Source organism: Roseibium limicola, assembly GCF_017313085.1.
Taxonomy (GTDB): domain Bacteria; phylum Pseudomonadota; class Alphaproteobacteria; order Rhizobiales; family Stappiaceae; genus Roseibium; species Roseibium limicola.
Window position 1 is genome coordinate 16,115 of the sequence record NZ_JAFLNF010000005.1, and the last position, 16,457, is coordinate 32,571.

Consider the following 16,457-nt stretch of genomic DNA (forward strand, 5'->3'; position numbering starts at 1 on the left):
GGGGAATATGGAATGACAGGCCAGCAGGAACTCGCCAGAGCCCGGCCGCCCTGGAGCGTGATACTGGTGCTCTATCTGCGCTGCATGGCGGTGCTTTTGATCGGTGGCGGTGTGATACACTGGGCCCGGATTATCGGTCTGACACCTTGGCGCGGGGTGATGTTCTGGGACATGCCGACCGAGTGGCAGGCGGCCATCGTGTTTTTCGCCGTCCTCGATCTGGTGGCGGCGATTGGCCTGTGGCTGGCTGTTTCTTGGGGAACCGTCATGTGGTTGTTCAGGGCGATCAGTCAGATCGTCATGCACACCCTGTTTTCTGAGGTCTATGGCCGCAGACCCTATGAGATCGCATTTTATGTTCTCACAATCGCAGTATATTTGATCCTGACATACCTGATGGAGCGGGAAAACCGGACCGGTTAACCTGGCGACGCTGAATTCCCTTTGGAGGGTCCGTGGCATCAAGCTTGGCGCGGGTGAGGGAGTTCTGCCGCTGGGGCGTAGCCGCGCCTTTAGGGTGTCAGACAAGGCGTAAAGCCAAATTTGGGAGGAGAATCACATGCTCAAGAAGATCGGTTTCATCGGTCTCGGCAACATGGGCGGCCCGATGGCAGCCAATCTGTTGAAGGCTGGCTACGAAGTTGCTGGCTTCGATCTGGATCCGAACGCGCTCGCCGCTCACGACAAAGCCGGTGGGGTTGCCACTTCGGATTTGAAGGATGTGGTCGAGGGCGCTTTTGCGGTCGTCACCATGCTGCCGGCCGGACCTCATGTGCGTCAGGTCTATATGGAAGAGGGCGGCATTCTCGATGATGTTCCCCCCGGAACTCTGCTGATCGATTGTTCCACCATTGATGTGGCAAGTGCCCGCGTTGTTGCCAACGCCGCAGCCGAGCGCGGGCATTTCATGGTCGACGCACCTGTCTCGGGCGGCGTTGCCGGGGCCCAGGGCGGAAAGCTGACGTTCATGGTCGGCGGACCTGAAGAAGCCTTCAACCGCGCCAAGCCACTTCTGGAGGTCATGGGGCAGACGATTGTCCATGCCGGTGGGCCTGGAACCGGTCAGGCCGCCAAGATCTGCAACAACATGCTCCTTGGCATTTCCATGATCGGCGTCTGCGAGGCTTTCAATCTTGCGGAATCTTTAGGGCTCGAAGCGCAGTCGCTGTTCGACATTGCCTCTAAATCCTCCGGCCAATGCTGGTCCTTGACCTCCTATTGTCCAGTCCCGGGCCCCGTCGAAACATCCCCGGCCAATAATGAGTACCGTCCTGGGTTTGCCGGAGCGATGATGCTGAAGGATCTGAAGCTGGCTCAGTTGGCGGCTGAAGATAACGGCGCAAAAACACCTATGGGCGCCAAGGCTGAGGCGCTTTATCAGGCCTTTTGTGATGCTGGCGGGGCCACTGAAGACTTCTCCGCAATGGTGAGATGGCTGAAGTCGGTATGATGAACAAAGTCTTTAACCTAAGTATTCAAGCGGATTATCGTTTTTAATCAATGATTCATCTTGTCTCTTAAGCGGATCTTAGAAACGGCTCTGTATTGTTTGAATCAAGGTGGAACAAAAAAGAACATCCACCGCTATGACAGGCAAACATGAGGCGCAAACAATGATCACCGCAACAAGGGCAGTCGACGCAGTGGTTCAGGGTGAAGGCGAAGCGGAACTCAAACCGCTTTATCTGGAAGCGCTGACCCTGGTTGAACGGCTACACCGCCGTCTGTTGGACGTTATTAAAGACGAATTCGATCGTATGGGTCGCTCCGACGTGAACAGCGTGCAGGCCTTGCTGCTGTTCAACATTGGCGATGCGGAACTGACGGCCGGCGAGCTACGCACACGTGGCTACTACCTCGGTTCCAATGTATCCTACAATCTGAAGAAACTGGTTGAAACTGGCTATATTCATCATCAGCGCTCACGCATGGACCGCCGGTCTGTTCGCGTCAGTCTGACTGAAAAGGGTCAGACCGTCGCGAAGATCGTCAATGAACTCTACGAGCGTCACATTCTCTCCGTAGAGCAGGTTGGTGAAATCGCAGCCGAAGACTTCCTGGTTCTGAACAAGTCTCTGCGCCGTCTTGAACGCTTCTGGACCGATCAGATCCTGTATCGCCTCTAAGGTCCCCAGGCGCTTGCATCTCGTTGGCGCCGACCTGGAGACACAAAAAGCCCGCTGTTTCGTCGAAACAGCGGGCTTTTTGTGTATTTCAGCTTGGGTTGCAGTCATCCTGCCGGGGAGGTCGGTTGCAGACATGATCTGGACACAAATTAATGGCTTTGTCTTGATTGAATTGGCAGAACTCCGGGAAGTTCCGGATGTTTCACTTTGAAGAGCCTGTTAGGTATCTGGTTCGAAACATGGAGCGCCGGCACTGTGTTTTGCAAAACAGGTCTTTGCCGCAAGATTTCCGACTGCATGAGAATTCGGATGGGACGTTGCAACAAAATCCCGGAGCCCATGTCTGTGCAGCCGTTGAAATTGTTAAGTATGTTTGGCTAGTGTCCAATCTGATGATGTCTGGAGGCTCTTGGTCTCTGCTTCGCATGTGGACATGAACCGTTTTAAAATTGCTTCAAGGCGCATGGCACGAGCAATCAGAACGTTAAGGTGAAAAGTGCAATGACAGTATCGGTGAGATTTTCGGTAGCGACGGCCTGGCACGCCCTGCGCGGTCAGGCCGGAAAACTGGCTTTGGTTGCTTCGGCGCTGGGCCTGGTTGCTGCGAACATCGGTGCGTCAGCGCCGGCTCATGCTCAGTCCGCTGCCTTGCAAAGTCTGCGCGCGACCAATCAGCCGGTTGAATGGCAGGACCGTTTCGACACAAGCACTGAAGGCTTGAAAGCCGTCGAGAGCGTCACGCCGACGCTTTCCGCTGAAACGCCCGATTATATCGCCAGCGCAATTGATCGCTATTCCCGCATTGTCCAGCTGGGGGGGTGGGGCACCGTGTCTTCGGCCAATGGCAAGGCTCTGCGGATCGGCGCGCGCGATCAGCGTATCGTTGAACTGCGTCGTCGGCTGATGGCTTCAGGCGATCTTGAGCAGCGTGCGGGCCTGTCGGATACCTTTGACAGCTACGTCGACGCTGGCTTGCGTCGTTTCCAGCTGCGTCACGGCCTGCAGGCCGATGGTTTGCTCGGCGATAACACAATCAAGGCCCTGAATGTGACCGCCGAAGTTCGGCTGCGGCAGCTTGAGACAAACCTTGTCCGTCTGCGCTCCATGTCGGGTTTCCTTGGGGACCGCTATGTGATGGTGAACATTCCAGCGGCACAGATCGAGGCTGTCGAGAACGGCCGTGTTCGCTCACGCCACACGGCAGTTGTTGGCAAGATCGACCGCCAGTCACCGATTCTCAATTCAAAGATCTATGAGCTGAACTTCAATCCGTACTGGACGGTGCCGGTCTCGATCATCCGCAAGGATCTGATCCCGAAGATGAAGGACGACCCGGAATATCTGGCGCGCAACCATATCCGGATCTTTGACTGGAAGGGCAATGAGCTCAACTGGCAGCAGATCGACTGGAACACCAATGATGCGACGAAATATCAGTTTCGTCAGGATCCGGGCGACGAAAATTCTCTCGGAACAGTCCGTATCAACTTCCACAATACCCATCAGGTGTATTTGCATGACACGCCATCGAAGACCCTGTTCGGCAGCGATTACCGCTTCCACTCTTCGGGCTGTGTCCGCGTGCAGAATGTTCGTGAGCTTGTCACCTGGTTGCTGCAGTCGACAACGCCGGACTGGGATCGCTCTCGCGTTGATAGCGTGATCCGCACTGGTGAGCGTGAAGATGTGAAACTGAAAAGCTCCATCCCGATCTACATGACATATGTGACCGCCTGGGCCAATGCTGACGGCGTGGTGCATTTCCGTGATGACATCTACGACCGCGACGGTCTCTATGCCCAGGGCGTTCAGGATGGCGTGACGGAAACCCAGGCTCGACTTTAAACGAGGCGTTTACGCTTCGACCCGCCTCGAAATCGAGGCGGGTGCGGCGTCGCACATAAAAATCTGAAGCCGATAAGTGTGATAGAATGGCCAGGCAGAGCTCGATAGGCTTGCTGTCTGGCCCAACGCTTTCCATAATCCGGATTGGAATCGGATATGGCGTCAGACTTTTTGTTTGACGACCTGGATTGATCGGACATGACGCGCAACTTCCCTTCAGACGAAGCCGCTTTGGGTGAAGTCTATCTTGAGTTTCAAGCCTTTGGCTCACAGGTGCGGGTCACCGCGATGGATGCTTCGACTGGAATCGAAGTGTTTGTCGTTGGCCCGCTCAATGCCGCGAAATCCGATCTGCAAAAGCTCGCGGTGCGCAAGCTTAAGCGTCGATTGGAACGCGAAAATGCGTCGCCAGCAGGCAAAGGGCGAGGCATTCTCGCTTGAGCCCGACGGGACGGTGTCTAGACCCCCGGTGGCGATAAGCTGCGTTCCCGTAAAATTCCGTCATTGCGCGTGCAGAATTGCGACAGTTCCGTACCTTCGGAGGTTGGGCCTCTTTCGCTTCCTGAAAAGTAGCGCAATCTTCGCAGCCGCGACCGTACGCCACTTGGTTCAGGGGAAGCACTGTGATAGTTCGTGTCGCTAAAGTTTACTGTAGTCCAACCGTGGCAGGATCAAGCCCCGCAAGGCGCTCCGATAGCGCCAGAAAGCCTATGGCTCCGACCCGGTTCAGCGAAAGGAAGGCGTGATGTCTTTGACGGATTCAGCTCCCAATTCTTCCATCTCCGATTTCTTCAACAAGCCGCTTGAAGACAGTGATTTGGATGTCTTTAAGGCGATCGGCAATGAGCTTGGTCGCCAGCAGCACGAGATCGAGTTGATCGCGTCCGAAAACATCGTGTCCCGGGCTGTTCTCGAAGCTCAGGGCTCCATCTTTACCAACAAGTATGCTGAAGGCTATCCGGGTAAGCGCTACTACGGCGGCTGTGAATATGCTGACGTGGTGGAGCAGCTGGCAATTGACCGGGCGAAAGAGCTTTTTGGTTGCGACTTCGCCAATGTTCAGCCGAATTCGGGCTCCCAGATGAACCAGGCCGTGTTCCTGGCGCTGCTGCAGCCGGGTGACACCTTTATGGGTCTTGACCTGAACTCCGGCGGTCACCTGACCCACGGGTCTCCGGTCAACATGTCCGGCAAGTGGTTCAACGTCGTGTCCTATGGCGTGCGTGAGGAAGATCATCTTCTCGACATGGATGCGATCGCCGCCAAGGCTGCCGAAACCAAGCCGAAGTTGATTATTGCTGGTGGCACCGCTTATTCCCGCATTTGGGACTGGAAGCGCTTCCGCGAGATCGCCGACAGCGTCGGCGCCTATCTGATGGTCGATATGGCGCACATTGCGGGTCTCGTGGCTGGCGGCGTGCATCCTTCGCCGATCCCGCATGCCCATGTCTGCACCACAACCACGCACAAGTCGCTTCGCGGCCCACGCGGCGGGATGGTGCTGACCAACGACGAAGTGATTGCCAAGAAGATCAACTCTGCGATTTTCCCAGGCCTTCAGGGCGGACCGCTGATGCATGTTATCGCCGCCAAGGCCGTGGCCTTCAAGGAAGCGCTGCAGCCTGAGTTCAAGGTCTACGCGCAATCGGTCGCCGATAACGCTAAGGCACTTGCCGAGTCGCTGAAGGAACAGGGCCTGGATATCGTCTCTGGCGGTACTGACAACCACCTGATGCTGGTCGATCTGCGTCCCAAGAATGCGACCGGCAAGGCGGCTGAAAAGTCCTTGGGTCGCGCCAACATCACCTGCAACAAGAACGGCATTCCGTTTGATCCGGAAAAGCCTTTCGTGACTTCAGGTGTTCGTCTCGGCACGCCGGCCGGCACAGCACGTGGCTTCGGTGTTGCCGAATTCCGCGAGATTGGCATGCTGATCACCGAAGTTCTGGATGGTCTGAAGGCGTCCAATTCAGAAGAAGGCAACGCGGCTGTCGAAGCTGCGGTGAAGGCCAAGGTTGAGGCCTTGACCGCGCGCTTCCCGATTTATCCGACCCTTTAAGGCTCACAAAACGGAGTTTTTGCCATGCGGTGTCCCTATTGCGGCGGTGAGGAAACCCAGGTCAAGGACTCCCGTCCCACTGAGGACAACACGGCGATACGCCGGCGCAGGGTGTGCAACACCTGCGCCGGTCGCTTCACCACCTTCGAGCGCGTGCAGCTGCGCGAGCTGATGGTACTCAAGCGTAGTGGCCGACGCGTTCCTTTTGATCGTGAAAAGCTGATGCGCTCGGTCTCCATCGCCGTGCGCAAGCGGCCGGTCGAGCCGGAACGTATCGAACGCATGGTGTCTGGGATCGTCCGTCAGCTGGAAAGCTCGGGCGAGAGCGATATAACAGCAGCGACCATCGGCAATCACGTCATGGAAGGCCTGAAGGGCGTCGATGACGTGGCTTATGTGCGGTTTGCTTCGGTCTATAAGAACTTCCGTGAAGCGAAAGACTTCGAGGCCTTGCTTGGGGAGTTGAGCGGTCCCGACGGTCAGGACGCGCTTGCTACGCTGAAGGCGCACTCCGACAACGATCCTGAAACCTGACGACCCCAACAGGCGGTCCTGAAGTCCTGGATATTTCTGCTCTCCACTTGGTTTTCGCGTTGAACCTCCTGCACCCCCACGGATCCGCTCATGACCTACCGTGCTGACGATCGACGCTTCATGCTGGCGGCGGCCCGTCTCGCCCGGCGGGGGCTTGGTCGTGTCTGGCCCAACCCATCTGTCGGCGCCCTTGTCGTGAGGCAGGAGGGCGGCGCAAAGTCGATTGTTGTCGGGCGCGGCGTGACTGGGCTGCCGGGCACCGGCCATGCAGAGGCTCGGGCTCTGGCTCAGGCAGGGGAACTGGCCCGCGGCGCCACATGCTATGTCACGCTGGAGCCATGCTCCCACTTCGGGCGCACTCCGCCGTGTTCGCTGGCGCTGGTTGAGGCCGGAGTCGGCCGGGTGGTGATCGGCATCGCGGACCCCAACCCGCGCGTATCTGGCCGTGGGATCACTATTTTGCGTGAGGCGGGGATTGAAGTGGTTGTCGGCGTTGGCCGTGACGTTTGCGAAGATCTGCACGCCGGTTTTGTCAGTCGCATCAGTCGCCATCGCCCACTGGTGTCGCTGAAGATGGCTGTGTCGGCTGATGGGGGGATCGGACGCCGTGGCGCTGAGCCCGGGCAAGAACAAATTCACCTGACTGGAGCTATGACCAATGCCCATGTTCACGCAATGCGAGCTGGTTCTGATGCCATCTTGATTGGCGTCGGCACCGCTCTTGCCGATGATCCAAGCCTGACCTGCCGGCTGCCGGGAATGAAGGGGCGCTCTCCGATCCGTGTTGTGCTGGATAGCAAGGGGCGCTTGCCGTTGATCTCAAACTTGGTCAAAACCGCAGCTGATGTGCCTGTCTGGCTCGTCACGACACCACAATCCGATCCGAACTATCTTGAACAGCTGATTGCCGCCGGTGTGCTGGTGATCAAGGTTCCGCAAGATGCCGTTGGCAACATTGATCCGGGCGTCGCTCTCGCAGCCTTGAGTGCGCGCGGCATCACCAGCGTTCTGGTCGAGGGTGGGGCTAAAGTTGCGGCTTCTTTTGAGCAGGCAGGGCTGTTGGATCGTCTTCATCTGATCCGCTCGGCAAAGGTGATCGGAGAGGGGAGACTCGGGCCATTCGACGAGATTTCGCTTGAATCTGTTCTGAACGATCCCAGTTATGCTCGACACGGCGAAGGCCAATGGGGTTCGGATCGCTTTGAAATTTACCGTCGCATCTGAGGGAACCATCTCACTCTCGGGGGCGAATAGAGACGCCGAATATAAGGGTTTTACTGCCATGTTCACCGGAATTGTCACGGATCTCGGACAGATCGTCAGCGTGGAAGAAATTCCGGCAGGCTTGCGCACGCGCATTGCCACGGTCTATGAGCCCGACAGCATTGACCTGGGCGCCTCCATCGCCTGTGGCGGACCGTGTCACACGGTAGTTGCCAAGGGACGCGATGAGAATGGCCAGGCCTGGTTCGATGTGGAGTCGGGGGCTGAAACTCTAAAACTGACCACTGTCGTTCAGTGGGCTGCCGGGCAGAAGCTTAATCTGGAGCGCTCCCTGAGTATGGGGGCAGAGCTCGGCGGGCATCTTGTGTTGGGTCATGTCGATGGTATGGCGCGGATCACTAAGCGTGTCGACCACGCGGACAGCGTCTATTTCCAATTCGAGGCACCGCGTGAAGTGGCGCCGTTCATCGCTAAGAAAGGCTCTGTCTGTCTTGATGGCACATCGCTGACCGTCAATGAGGCGGATGGATGCCTTTTTTCCGTCTTTCTCATCCCTCATACGCTGGCCGTCACGTCTTGGGGTGAGCGCCACGAAGGCGACCGGGTTAATTTGGAAGTCGATATGATGGCCCGCTATGCCGCCAGACTTGCGGAATTCTCTCGCGAGGCGTAACGGAGAGCGCAAGAGTTTTTACTATGAGAGATAGCGGGTCGGCAGGAGCCATTTGACGACCCGTTGTTTACCGAACCCGAAAGTTGTCCTCAGGCGGAAGCCGAAGATGACATTCGGGGGTGGACAAACCGGGGCGCGGCGTGGTTCTTGTCGCGACCCCCAAAACAGGTAATTGGATCCCATGAGCTCTGCCCCGAAGCTTTTGATCATCGAAGCCCGATTCTACGCTGACCTTGCCGATGCACTGGCGGAAGGCGCGATCGCCGCTCTGGAAAAGGCCGGTGCCAGCTTCGATCGCATCGAAGTGCCAGGCGTTCTGGAGATTCCCGCAGCTTTGTCGATGGCACTGACTGCCATGGAAAACGACGGCGAAATTTATGACGGGTTCGTTTTGCTCGGCTGTGTCATCCGCGGAGAAACCTCCCATTACGACATCGTCGCCAACGAATCCGCCCGCGTCATTCTGGACCTGATTGTCGACGCTGACCTAGCGGTCGGTAACGGCATCCTGACGGTAGAGAATGACGATCAGGCTTGGGCGCGTGCGCGCAAGGAAGACAAAGACAAGGGTGGCGCCGCAGCTCAGGCTGCATTGGCGATGATCGCCCTGAAAGAACGACTTGGAGTGTGACGGCCATGACCGGTAAGGTCGATCCGAAACAGACGAACAAGAGTGAAGTCCGTCCCGCAAACAAACGCGGGACAGCCCGTTTGGCTGCCGTGCAGGCGCTTTACCAGATGGACGTGAGTGAAGCTCCGGCCTCCGATGTGATCACCGAATTTACGGCGTTCCGCCTTGGTAAGGAGCTCGACGGCGAGCAGTACCGGGATGCGGATGCGCAATGGTTTTCGGACATAGTCAAGGGTGTGGTCGCGGATCAGAAGTTCATTGATCCATTCATCCATACGGCGCTGAAGGAAGACTGGCCGCTGAAGCGCATCGACAGTCTGCTGCGCGCGATCATGCGGGCCGGTGGCTTTGAGCTTCTGCGTCGCAAGGACGTGCCGCCAAAGGTCATCATTTCCGAATATATCGATGTGACCAAAGCCTTCTTCGAGGGGGATGAACCGGGGCTCGTCAATGGCGTGCTCGACCGGCTTGCTCACGATCTGCGCAATGCTGAGTTCGAGACCGAACCGGCAGCTGTCGATGGCGCTGGCTCCGATACAGCTGGCCTAAGTGAGGCCGGGACAGACGAGGCGTAACCATGGGCGAAGAACGCCCGGGCACCGCCAAGGGTCTGGAACATGAGCGTCCGGGTGAGTTTGATCTCATCCGGACTTATTTTGCGCCTCTGGCGTCGGATCCTGGCAGTCTCGGTCTGACTGATGACGCCAGCGTCTATCATCCGCGCCCCGGGTATGAGCTTGTCCTGACGAAGGACATGCTGGCCGCGAATGTCCATTTCTTCTCTGACGATCCGCCGGAAGCCATCGCGGCCAAGGCTTTGCGCGTCAACCTGTCGGATCTGGCTGCCAAAGGCGCTGTTCCACGTGCCTATCTGCTCGGTCTGGGGCTCTCCGACGACTGGACGGCGCAGTGGCTGGAGCGCTTTGCCTGCGGTCTTTCTGGAGATCAGGCGGCCTTTGATGTGACCCTGGTCGGAGGCGATACCATACGCTCCGGCTCCGGCCTGCAGATTTCCATCACGGCGATCGGCGAAGTGCCGGACGGGACCGCAGTGCGTCGGTCCGGTGGTGCGGCCGGGCATGTGCTTTATGTGTCCGGGACATTGGGCGATGCCGCCGCTGGGCTGAAGGAAAGGCTCGATCCTGGCTTTTTGAATAACCTGGGTCTCACTGACGATGATCAAAAACACCTTCTGCATCGTTATTTGTTGCCTCAGCCGCGCGTAGCCTTGACCGGGAGCATCCGAAGTTTTGCTTCTGCATCGATGGATATCTCGGATGGAATCTTTGCTGATGCGCGGCACCTGGCCAAGGCTTCGGGTGTCGATCTGGAGATCGAGATCGGGGCGTTGCCACTTTCGCCGGCACTGCGGAAGATTCAAGGTGCGGACAAGGATTTGGCGATGGTCTGCCTCGGTGGCGGTGATGACTATGAGATCCTCTGTCTTGTTCCATCCGACGCAACAGAGGCATTCGAAGCTTCGGCTGCAGACGCCTCGATAGCTGTCAGTCGCGTTGGAACTGCAGTGGCAGGTGAGGGCGCTGTGCGTCTGCTTCAGGATGGCCAGCCTTTGGGTGTGGGCCAGCTGCACGGGTTTCGCCACTTCTAGGCCCTGTGCCTGCTTAGTCATCTGAGACGCAATTTCGGTTCCCGAGGGCTGCGCTGCACGGGGCGCTGGTGTAGAGGTTAAGCCATTGTGCTTTCCTTCTTCCCAGCATTGGCGTCGGCCTGAGTAAGTGGCTTCCGTCGATGGTGAACCCCGGTATGCGAATGACCCAGGTCTCCGAGACAAACACTTCCAGCCCATCAGACTATGACGACAGCTTGGCCAAGCGCAACGCGCTGCTTCTGGCATTTGCCCAGTCTCTCGGAGGCGCGACGGCCTCTATCGTCATTGCAACGGGACCTCTGGTCGGCACCATGATGCTGGCTGGATCCAGGTCCCTTGCGACCTTGCCTGTGTCGGCCATGGTGTTGGGTACAGCCATCGGCACCTTGCCTGCCGGTATGATCTCCCGACGTTTCGGGCGCCGTCTGGGGTTTATGGGCGCAGCGCTCTTATCGATTTTCGGCGGACTTCTGGCAGCAGCTGCCATTTTCCAGGGATCCTTCTGGCTCTTTACGCTTGCTTGCTGTTTTTCCGGCTTCTCGGCCGCATTCGTTCAGCAGTATCGCTTTGCAGCCGCTGATACCGCGAGCGAGGGGTTTCGCCCCAAGGCAATTTCCTGGGTGATGGCGGGCGGTGTTCTGGCCGGGGTGGTGGGCCCGCAAACTGTCATTGCCACGAAGGACATATTTTCCCCGATGCTGTTTGCCGGAACCTATGTGGCGCAGGCGGGTCTTGGAATGATCGCCCTTGGTCTGGTGGCTTTCCTGCGTATTCCGCGTCCTGCCGCCGTCAAGGCAGGGGCAAGTGGGCGCCCGATGCGCCAGATCATGGCTCAGCCCCGTTTCATTGTCTCGGTTGCCTGCGGTGTGACGTCTTACGCCCTGATGAGCCTCGTCATGACCGCAACGCCACTGGCGATGATTGGGTGCGGGCTGACGGAAACGGACGCCGCACTTGGAATCCAGTGGCATGTGTTGGCGATGTTCGGGCCAAGCTTCTTCACGGGTTCTCTGATTGCCCGGTTCGGCAAGGAGAGAATCGTTGCAACGGGGTTGGCGTTACTGGCTGCCTGTTCAACCGTGGCTCTGAGTGGCATCGATCTGGCTCATTTCTGGGGCGCGCTGGTCCTGCTTGGCTTGGGCTGGAACTTCGGTTTCATCGGCGCGACCGCCATGCTGGCAGACACGTGTCGGCCCGAGGAGCGCAACATGGTGCAGGCGACCAATGATTTTCTGGTCTTCGGTTTTGTGGCGTCTGCGTCCTTTGCCTCGGGTCAGCTGCTGGAGACCTTCGGTTGGGCGACTGTCAACTGGATCGTCTTCCCCTTCGTTCTGACCAGCCTTGCTCTTCTTGCCTGGTTGCTGCGGAATGAGAAGATAGGAAAGCAATGCTGACCTATAAAGGACTGCTGCACTGCAAATATAAGATAATAAAATGATGCGTCGCATTCAAAATTACCGCAGGGTAATACATAGATAGGCCGTAAGGTTATCTTGACCTTCTCCGTGGTTTTGCTGCTATCGTGTTGAGTGGAAGGCGTCTTCCGGGGATCTGCTGCAATTGCGCCAGATATTCAAAGGCGTCGGGGCGGGTCATTCCCAACAAAATAAGACAATAAAAACACGACTGACTCGCGTTGAATCTGGGAGGAAACATGAGCGAGTTGATCGTCATCATCGTCTGTGGGCTGCTATCTTTAGCCTATGGCGGTTGGGCTATTCAGTCAGTAATGGCTGCGGACGCCGGAAATGAACGCATGCGTGAAATTGCAGGAGCCATTCAAGAGGGAGCGCATGCCTATCTTACCCGTCAGTACACCACGATTGCCCTTGTAGGCGTCGTGGTCTTTGTCCTTGCCTGGGTCCTGCTTTCGGGCATCGCGGCGATCGGGTTTCTGATCGGTGCGGTGCTCTCTGCCCTTGCCGGCTTCATCGGCATGATGGTTTCGGTGCGGGCCAACGTTCGTACAGCGCAAGCGGCAAGCCAGAGCCTCGCAGCCGGGCTTGAAATTGCCTTCAAGTCGGGAGCCGTGACTGGCATGCTGGTGGCGGGGCTCGCCTTGCTTGGCGTTGCCATCTACTACGCAGTACTGACAGGCGGTTTGGGCTATGCGCCTTCCGACCGCGCTGTCATTGACGGGCTTGTCGCCCTCGGGTTCGGCGCTTCGCTGATTTCCATCTTTGCCCGTCTTGGTGGCGGCATTTTCACCAAAGGTGCTGATGTCGGTGGCGATCTGGTTGGCAAGGTAGAAGCCGGGATCCCGGAAGATGACCCGCGCAACCCTGCAACCATTGCCGATAATGTCGGGGACAACGTCGGCGATTGCGCCGGCATGGCGGCAGACCTTTTCGAGACCTACGCAGTCACAGTGGTTGCGACCATGGTTCTTGCCTCGATCTTCTTCACAGGAGATCAGGCGGTCACCTTGATGCTTTTGCCGATGATGATCTGCGCGGTTTGTGTGGTGACCTCGATCATCGGTACCTTCTTCGTCAAACTAGGCCCGAGCAACTCCATCATGGGCGCTCTCTATCGGGGCTTCATCGTTACAGCACTTCTTTCTGTGGTTGCCTTGGCACTGGTCATCTTCGGTTGGCTTGGTGGGTCGACAACCTTCGTTTCCACCTCTGGCGTTGAAATGACGGGTGCCAGCCTGTTTGGCTGCGGCGTGGTCGGCTTTATCGTGACGGGCCTGATCATCTGGGTGACGGAATATTACACAGGGACGCAATACCGCCCGGTGCGCTCCATTGCTCAGGCGTCTGTCACAGGGCATGGCACAAACGTTATTCAGGGTCTGGCAGTTTCGCTGGAGGCGACAGCACTTCCGGCGATTGTCATCATCGTCGGGATCCTGGTGGCCCATTCCCTTGCAGGCCTGTTCGGCATTGCTATCGCGGTGACGACCATGCTGGCCCTGGCCGGAATGGTCGTGGCGTTGGATGCCTTCGGTCCCGTCACTGACAATGCCGGCGGCATTGCTGAAATGGCGGAGCTTCCGGCTGAAGTGCGCAGCACGACGGATGCGCTGGATGCTGTCGGCAACACCACCAAGGCTGTGACCAAGGGCTACGCCATTGGCTCAGCCGGTCTGGGGGCGCTGGTGCTCTTCGGGGCCTATATGGAGGACCTGCGGTTCTTTTCCGCTCAGGCGGTCGAGGGAAGCGTTTTCTACGGCATAGACGTCGATACGCTCTTTACCCTGTCCAACCCCTATGTGGTGGCCGGACTGCTCTTCGGTGGCCTGCTGCCTTATCTCTTCGGCGGCATCTCGATGACCGCCGTCGGGCGGGCAGCTGGTGCTGTGGTTGAGGAGGTTCGGGCTCAGTTCAAGGCCAAGCCGGGCATCATGGCAGGGACCGAGCGCCCCGACTATGGGCGTGCCGTGGACATGCTGACCAAGGCCGCGATCAAGGAAATGATTCTTCCTTCCTTGCTGCCGGTCTTGTCGCCTCTGGTCGTATTCTTCGTGGTGCGTGGAGTGGCAACATCTGTCGATGCCTTTGCAGCGCTAGGGGCCATGCTTCTGGGCGTTATCGTGAATGGCCTCTTCGTTGCCATCTCCATGACAGCGGGCGGCGGAGCCTGGGACAACGCCAAGAAGCTGTTCGAGGACGGGTTTACCGACCGTGACGGCGTCGTCCACCACAAGGGCAGTGAGGCGCACAAAGCTTCGGTCACTGGCGATACCGTGGGTGATCCATACAAGGACACCGCCGGTCCGGCAGTCAACCCGATGATCAAGATCACCAACATCATGGCCTTGTTGCTTATCGCAGTGCTGGCGCACTGATCTGAAAGAGCCAACTCGAAACAAGAAAGCCCCGGTCAATGACCGGGGCTTTTGACGTTGTAGTTATTGGTTTGCTCTTGACGGTAACGAGACTAGAGGCCGATGGATGGGCTGGCCGCGCCACGCAGGATTTGGGTCAGGAAGCCATAGTCCGAGCCACCGGTACGGGTCTTGCGGCTGATGAAGTCGACAACTTTGCCGTCTTCCATGCCGTAGTTGGCAAGGTCGCGTACGTACCCATCATCGTCAAAGTAGACGGCAACGACGCGCTGATCGACGATGTCGGGCGTGAGAAACGCGGTCGTCCGGGTTTTTTGCGAGATGTAATAATACGCCTCGCCATTGAGGTCGGAGGTTGTCGAAGGCGTTCCGAAAACAAGTTCGACCTGCTCCCGGCTCGAGCCCACGGTGACCTGGGACAGCATGTCATTACTGATAACATGGCCGTGGGTATAGTTCTGGGAAAAGCATCCGCCCAGCGGGAGAGTGGCAAGAAGCGGGATAATAACGGCAGAAGCCTTGATATTCATGCTGGTCTTCCTGTAGGGCGGCAGCCAAGTCTGCCATCAACGTTTCGGTGCTTGGCAAAGTCCCTAGCGTGGGATAGGGCACATGGCAACACCAGTTAACACGGAGATCACCATGCTCTTTGGGCTTTTTCGCCGCAAATCGCGAGAAGCGGAGCACAAGGTCTATTGCGAGATCGTGGCTCAAGCGCGGCAACCCGTCTTTTATCAGGACTATGGGGTGCCGGATACGTTGGACGGTCGGTTCGATATGATCGTGCTGCATTCAGTGCTGCTTTTCCGCCGTTTGCGCGGCGAGGGCGAGAAGGTCGCCTACTTTGCGCAGAACGTCTTTGACCTGTTCTTCAAGGATATGGACGCGAGCTTGCGGGAGCTTGGCGTGTCCGATGTGCGGGTCCCCAAAAAGATCAAGGCGATGGGCGAGGCTTTTTATGGCCGTGCCGATTCTTATATGACAGCCATCGAGGCATCTGACGTGGAAGCGCTCGGTGCGGCGATCGCCCGCAACGTTTTTCCGGATCTGGATAACGCGCCGGATGGGGCCCTGGCCCTGGCCCGATATATGATTGCTTCGGCTGGCTCCATGGATGCATTGGAAACCCAGGCTATTCTCGCTGCGAATTTGGGTTTCGCCGATGCCGAGGCTTTCGCACCGCAGGAGCTGCCGGACGTGCAAGGAGACAACACCAATGGCCAATGAGAAATTTCCGTACAGTCATAAGGTTGATGGCGAACGGGTTGGAGATCAGAATATCAAGATCTGTCTTGAGCCTGATGCCGCTTCGCTCAAGCAGATCGCCGATGCCTATGATCTGGAGGCGATCGAAAAGCTGAAGGCTGATCTGGTGCTCAAGCCATGGGGCAAGCGCGGGGTGCGTGTGACCGGGACGTTCAAGACAGATATCAGGCAGGTTTGTGTTGTCACGCTGGAGCCCTTTGTGTCGACCATGAAGGACGAAGTTGACCGGACTTTCCTGCCCGCCTCCAGCAAGCCGCGCCGCCCGCGCGATCTGAATGACGCAGGGGAGATCGAGATTGATCTCGATTCTATCGATCCGCCCGATGTGATGATGGACGGAGTGCTGGATCTGGGCGCCTTGATCTGTGAACAGCTGGCGCTGAACATCGACCCGTTTCCCCGCAAGCCAGGTGTGGCTTTTACACCGCCACAGAGCGCGGGCGAAGCCGAGGACATGGCTGACGAAGCAGCGCCAAGTGCCTTCGCGGCTTTGGCGAAATTGAAGGAATCGCCGAAAGAGTGAGGATGGCGCGCGAGATCGCGTCGGGGGGGGGCTTGGACGGGGAACATGCAGGAAAATTGTTGTTTCACATCTGAAAAACGTTATGGTCCCGACCTGTCTGATCGGACGGCTGGCGCCGGGTTCCTCGGCTGTACAGCCCCGCTCAACCGGCCTTTGGGCCTTTGAAAACCGCAA

General features: G+C 57.7%; 17 protein-coding genes. 16 read left to right on the plus strand and 1 reads right to left on the minus strand.

Annotated elements, in window-relative coordinates; translation table 11 throughout:
• Positions 1-12 precede the first annotated feature (12 nt).
• The 14 genes from J0X15_RS12175 to J0X15_RS12240 all read left to right on the plus strand — a co-directional run bounded on the left by J0X15_RS12175 (position 13) and on the right by J0X15_RS12240 (position 14,494).
• Entirely contained in the window at positions 13-423 is a 411-nt protein-coding gene (locus J0X15_RS12175; RefSeq protein ID WP_206941104.1) for a DUF6163 family protein, read from the plus strand.
• A gap of 136 nt (positions 424-559) precedes the next feature.
• Positions 560-1,450 (plus strand): 3-hydroxyisobutyrate dehydrogenase, encoded by an 891-nt coding sequence (gene mmsB / locus J0X15_RS12180; protein ID WP_206941105.1) that lies wholly within the window; start codon positions 560-562, stop codon positions 1,448-1,450.
• 163 nt (positions 1,451-1,613) lie between these two features.
• Positions 1,614-2,126, plus strand: a complete 513-nt coding sequence (gene ldtR / locus J0X15_RS12185; protein ID WP_206941106.1) for a transcriptional regulator LdtR — start codon at positions 1,614-1,616, stop codon at positions 2,124-2,126.
• A gap of 501 nt (positions 2,127-2,627) precedes the next feature.
• Positions 2,628-3,971, plus strand: coding sequence for a L,D-transpeptidase family protein (locus J0X15_RS12190; protein ID WP_206941107.1), 1,344 nt, complete (start codon positions 2,628-2,630; stop codon positions 3,969-3,971).
• A 198-nt stretch (positions 3,972-4,169) separates the two neighbouring features.
• A complete protein-coding gene (locus J0X15_RS12195) occupies positions 4,170-4,412 on the plus strand; it encodes a DUF6898 family protein (RefSeq protein ID WP_206941108.1) in 243 nt (80 codons plus the stop codon).
• Positions 4,413-4,716: 304 nt separating this feature from the next.
• On the plus strand, positions 4,717-6,030 hold the full coding sequence (gene glyA, locus J0X15_RS12200) for a serine hydroxymethyltransferase (protein ID WP_206941109.1): 1,314 nt from the start codon (positions 4,717-4,719) through the stop codon (positions 6,028-6,030).
• A gap of 24 nt (positions 6,031-6,054) precedes the next feature.
• The gene (gene nrdR / locus J0X15_RS12205; protein WP_206941110.1) at positions 6,055-6,564 is read left to right on the plus strand and encodes a transcriptional regulator NrdR; all 510 of its coding nucleotides are present in this window, start codon (positions 6,055-6,057) and stop codon (positions 6,562-6,564) included.
• Between the two features lie 90 nt (positions 6,565-6,654).
• Positions 6,655-7,788: a bifunctional diaminohydroxyphosphoribosylaminopyrimidine deaminase/5-amino-6-(5-phosphoribosylamino)uracil reductase RibD gene (ribD, locus tag J0X15_RS12210; RefSeq protein ID WP_206941111.1), complete on the plus strand. Its 1,134-nt coding sequence runs from the start codon at positions 6,655-6,657 to the stop codon at positions 7,786-7,788.
• A gap of 58 nt (positions 7,789-7,846) precedes the next feature.
• Positions 7,847-8,461 (plus strand): riboflavin synthase, encoded by a 615-nt coding sequence (locus tag J0X15_RS12215; RefSeq protein WP_206941113.1) that lies wholly within the window; start codon positions 7,847-7,849, stop codon positions 8,459-8,461.
• Between the two features lie 181 nt (positions 8,462-8,642).
• Positions 8,643-9,092, plus strand: coding sequence for a 6,7-dimethyl-8-ribityllumazine synthase (ribH, locus tag J0X15_RS12220; RefSeq protein WP_206941115.1), 450 nt, complete (start codon positions 8,643-8,645; stop codon positions 9,090-9,092).
• A 5-nt stretch (positions 9,093-9,097) separates the two neighbouring features.
• Positions 9,098-9,667, plus strand: coding sequence for a transcription antitermination factor NusB (gene nusB, locus J0X15_RS12225; RefSeq protein ID WP_206941117.1), 570 nt, complete (start codon positions 9,098-9,100; stop codon positions 9,665-9,667).
• A gap of 2 nt (positions 9,668-9,669) precedes the next feature.
• Positions 9,670-10,701, plus strand: coding sequence for a thiamine-phosphate kinase (gene thiL, locus J0X15_RS12230; protein WP_209015303.1), 1,032 nt, complete (start codon positions 9,670-9,672; stop codon positions 10,699-10,701).
• 161 nt (positions 10,702-10,862) lie between these two features.
• The gene (locus J0X15_RS12235) at positions 10,863-12,095 is read left to right on the plus strand and encodes an MFS transporter (RefSeq protein WP_206941119.1); all 1,233 of its coding nucleotides are present in this window, start codon (positions 10,863-10,865) and stop codon (positions 12,093-12,095) included.
• 260 nt (positions 12,096-12,355) lie between these two features.
• A complete protein-coding gene (locus J0X15_RS12240) occupies positions 12,356-14,494 on the plus strand; it encodes a sodium-translocating pyrophosphatase (protein WP_206941121.1) in 2,139 nt (712 codons plus the stop codon).
• Positions 14,495-14,586: 92 nt separating this feature from the next.
• Here the strand turns inward: J0X15_RS12240 and J0X15_RS12245 are convergent, their stop codons facing one another.
• Positions 14,587-15,024 (minus strand): outer membrane protein assembly factor BamE, encoded by a 438-nt coding sequence (locus J0X15_RS12245; protein ID WP_206941123.1) that lies wholly within the window; start codon positions 15,022-15,024, stop codon positions 14,587-14,589.
• A gap of 82 nt (positions 15,025-15,106) precedes the next feature.
• Between J0X15_RS12245 and J0X15_RS12250 the strand changes: the two genes are divergently transcribed.
• Together J0X15_RS12250 and J0X15_RS12255 are read left to right on the plus strand one after the other, a co-directional pair.
• Positions 15,107-15,721: a ubiquinol-cytochrome C chaperone family protein gene (locus J0X15_RS12250; RefSeq protein ID WP_209015304.1), complete on the plus strand. Its 615-nt coding sequence runs from the start codon at positions 15,107-15,109 to the stop codon at positions 15,719-15,721.
• A complete protein-coding gene (locus tag J0X15_RS12255; RefSeq protein ID WP_206941124.1) occupies positions 15,711-16,283 on the plus strand; it encodes a YceD family protein in 573 nt (190 codons plus the stop codon). The genes J0X15_RS12250 and J0X15_RS12255 overlap by 11 nt, the downstream gene beginning before the upstream one ends.
• Positions 16,284-16,457 lie beyond the last annotated feature (174 nt).

Bases quoted from the DNA above. Each gene is read 5' to 3' on its own strand.
- J0X15_RS12175 (WP_206941104.1), top strand. From the start codon at position 13: ATGACAGGCCAGCAGGAACTCGCCAGAGCCCGGCCGCCCTGGAGCGTG.
- ribH (WP_206941115.1), top strand. From the start codon at position 8,643: ATGAGCTCTGCCCCGAAGCTTTTGATCATCGAAGCCCGATTCTACGCT.
- ribD (WP_206941111.1), top strand. From the start codon at position 6,655: ATGACCTACCGTGCTGACGATCGACGCTTCATGCTGGCGGCGGCCCGT.
- J0X15_RS12250 (WP_209015304.1), top strand. From the start codon at position 15,107: ATGGCAACACCAGTTAACACGGAGATCACCATGCTCTTTGGGCTTTTT.
- mmsB (WP_206941105.1), top strand. From the start codon at position 560: ATGCTCAAGAAGATCGGTTTCATCGGTCTCGGCAACATGGGCGGCCCG.
- J0X15_RS12190 (WP_206941107.1), top strand. From the start codon at position 2,628: ATGACAGTATCGGTGAGATTTTCGGTAGCGACGGCCTGGCACGCCCTG.
- nrdR (WP_206941110.1), top strand. From the start codon at position 6,055: ATGCGGTGTCCCTATTGCGGCGGTGAGGAAACCCAGGTCAAGGACTCC.
- ldtR (WP_206941106.1), top strand. From the start codon at position 1,614: ATGATCACCGCAACAAGGGCAGTCGACGCAGTGGTTCAGGGTGAAGGC.
- J0X15_RS12235 (WP_206941119.1), top strand. From the start codon at position 10,863: ATGACCCAGGTCTCCGAGACAAACACTTCCAGCCCATCAGACTATGAC.
- J0X15_RS12255 (WP_206941124.1), top strand. From the start codon at position 15,711: ATGGCCAATGAGAAATTTCCGTACAGTCATAAGGTTGATGGCGAACGG.
- thiL (WP_209015303.1), top strand. From the start codon at position 9,670: ATGGGCGAAGAACGCCCGGGCACCGCCAAGGGTCTGGAACATGAGCGT.
- J0X15_RS12245 (WP_206941123.1), bottom strand. From the start codon at position 15,024: ATGAATATCAAGGCTTCTGCCGTTATTATCCCGCTTCTTGCCACTCTC.
- nusB (WP_206941117.1), top strand. From the start codon at position 9,098: ATGACCGGTAAGGTCGATCCGAAACAGACGAACAAGAGTGAAGTCCGT.
- J0X15_RS12195 (WP_206941108.1), top strand. From the start codon at position 4,170: ATGACGCGCAACTTCCCTTCAGACGAAGCCGCTTTGGGTGAAGTCTAT.
- glyA (WP_206941109.1), top strand. From the start codon at position 4,717: ATGTCTTTGACGGATTCAGCTCCCAATTCTTCCATCTCCGATTTCTTC.
- J0X15_RS12240 (WP_206941121.1), top strand. From the start codon at position 12,356: ATGAGCGAGTTGATCGTCATCATCGTCTGTGGGCTGCTATCTTTAGCC.
- J0X15_RS12215 (WP_206941113.1), top strand. From the start codon at position 7,847: ATGTTCACCGGAATTGTCACGGATCTCGGACAGATCGTCAGCGTGGAA.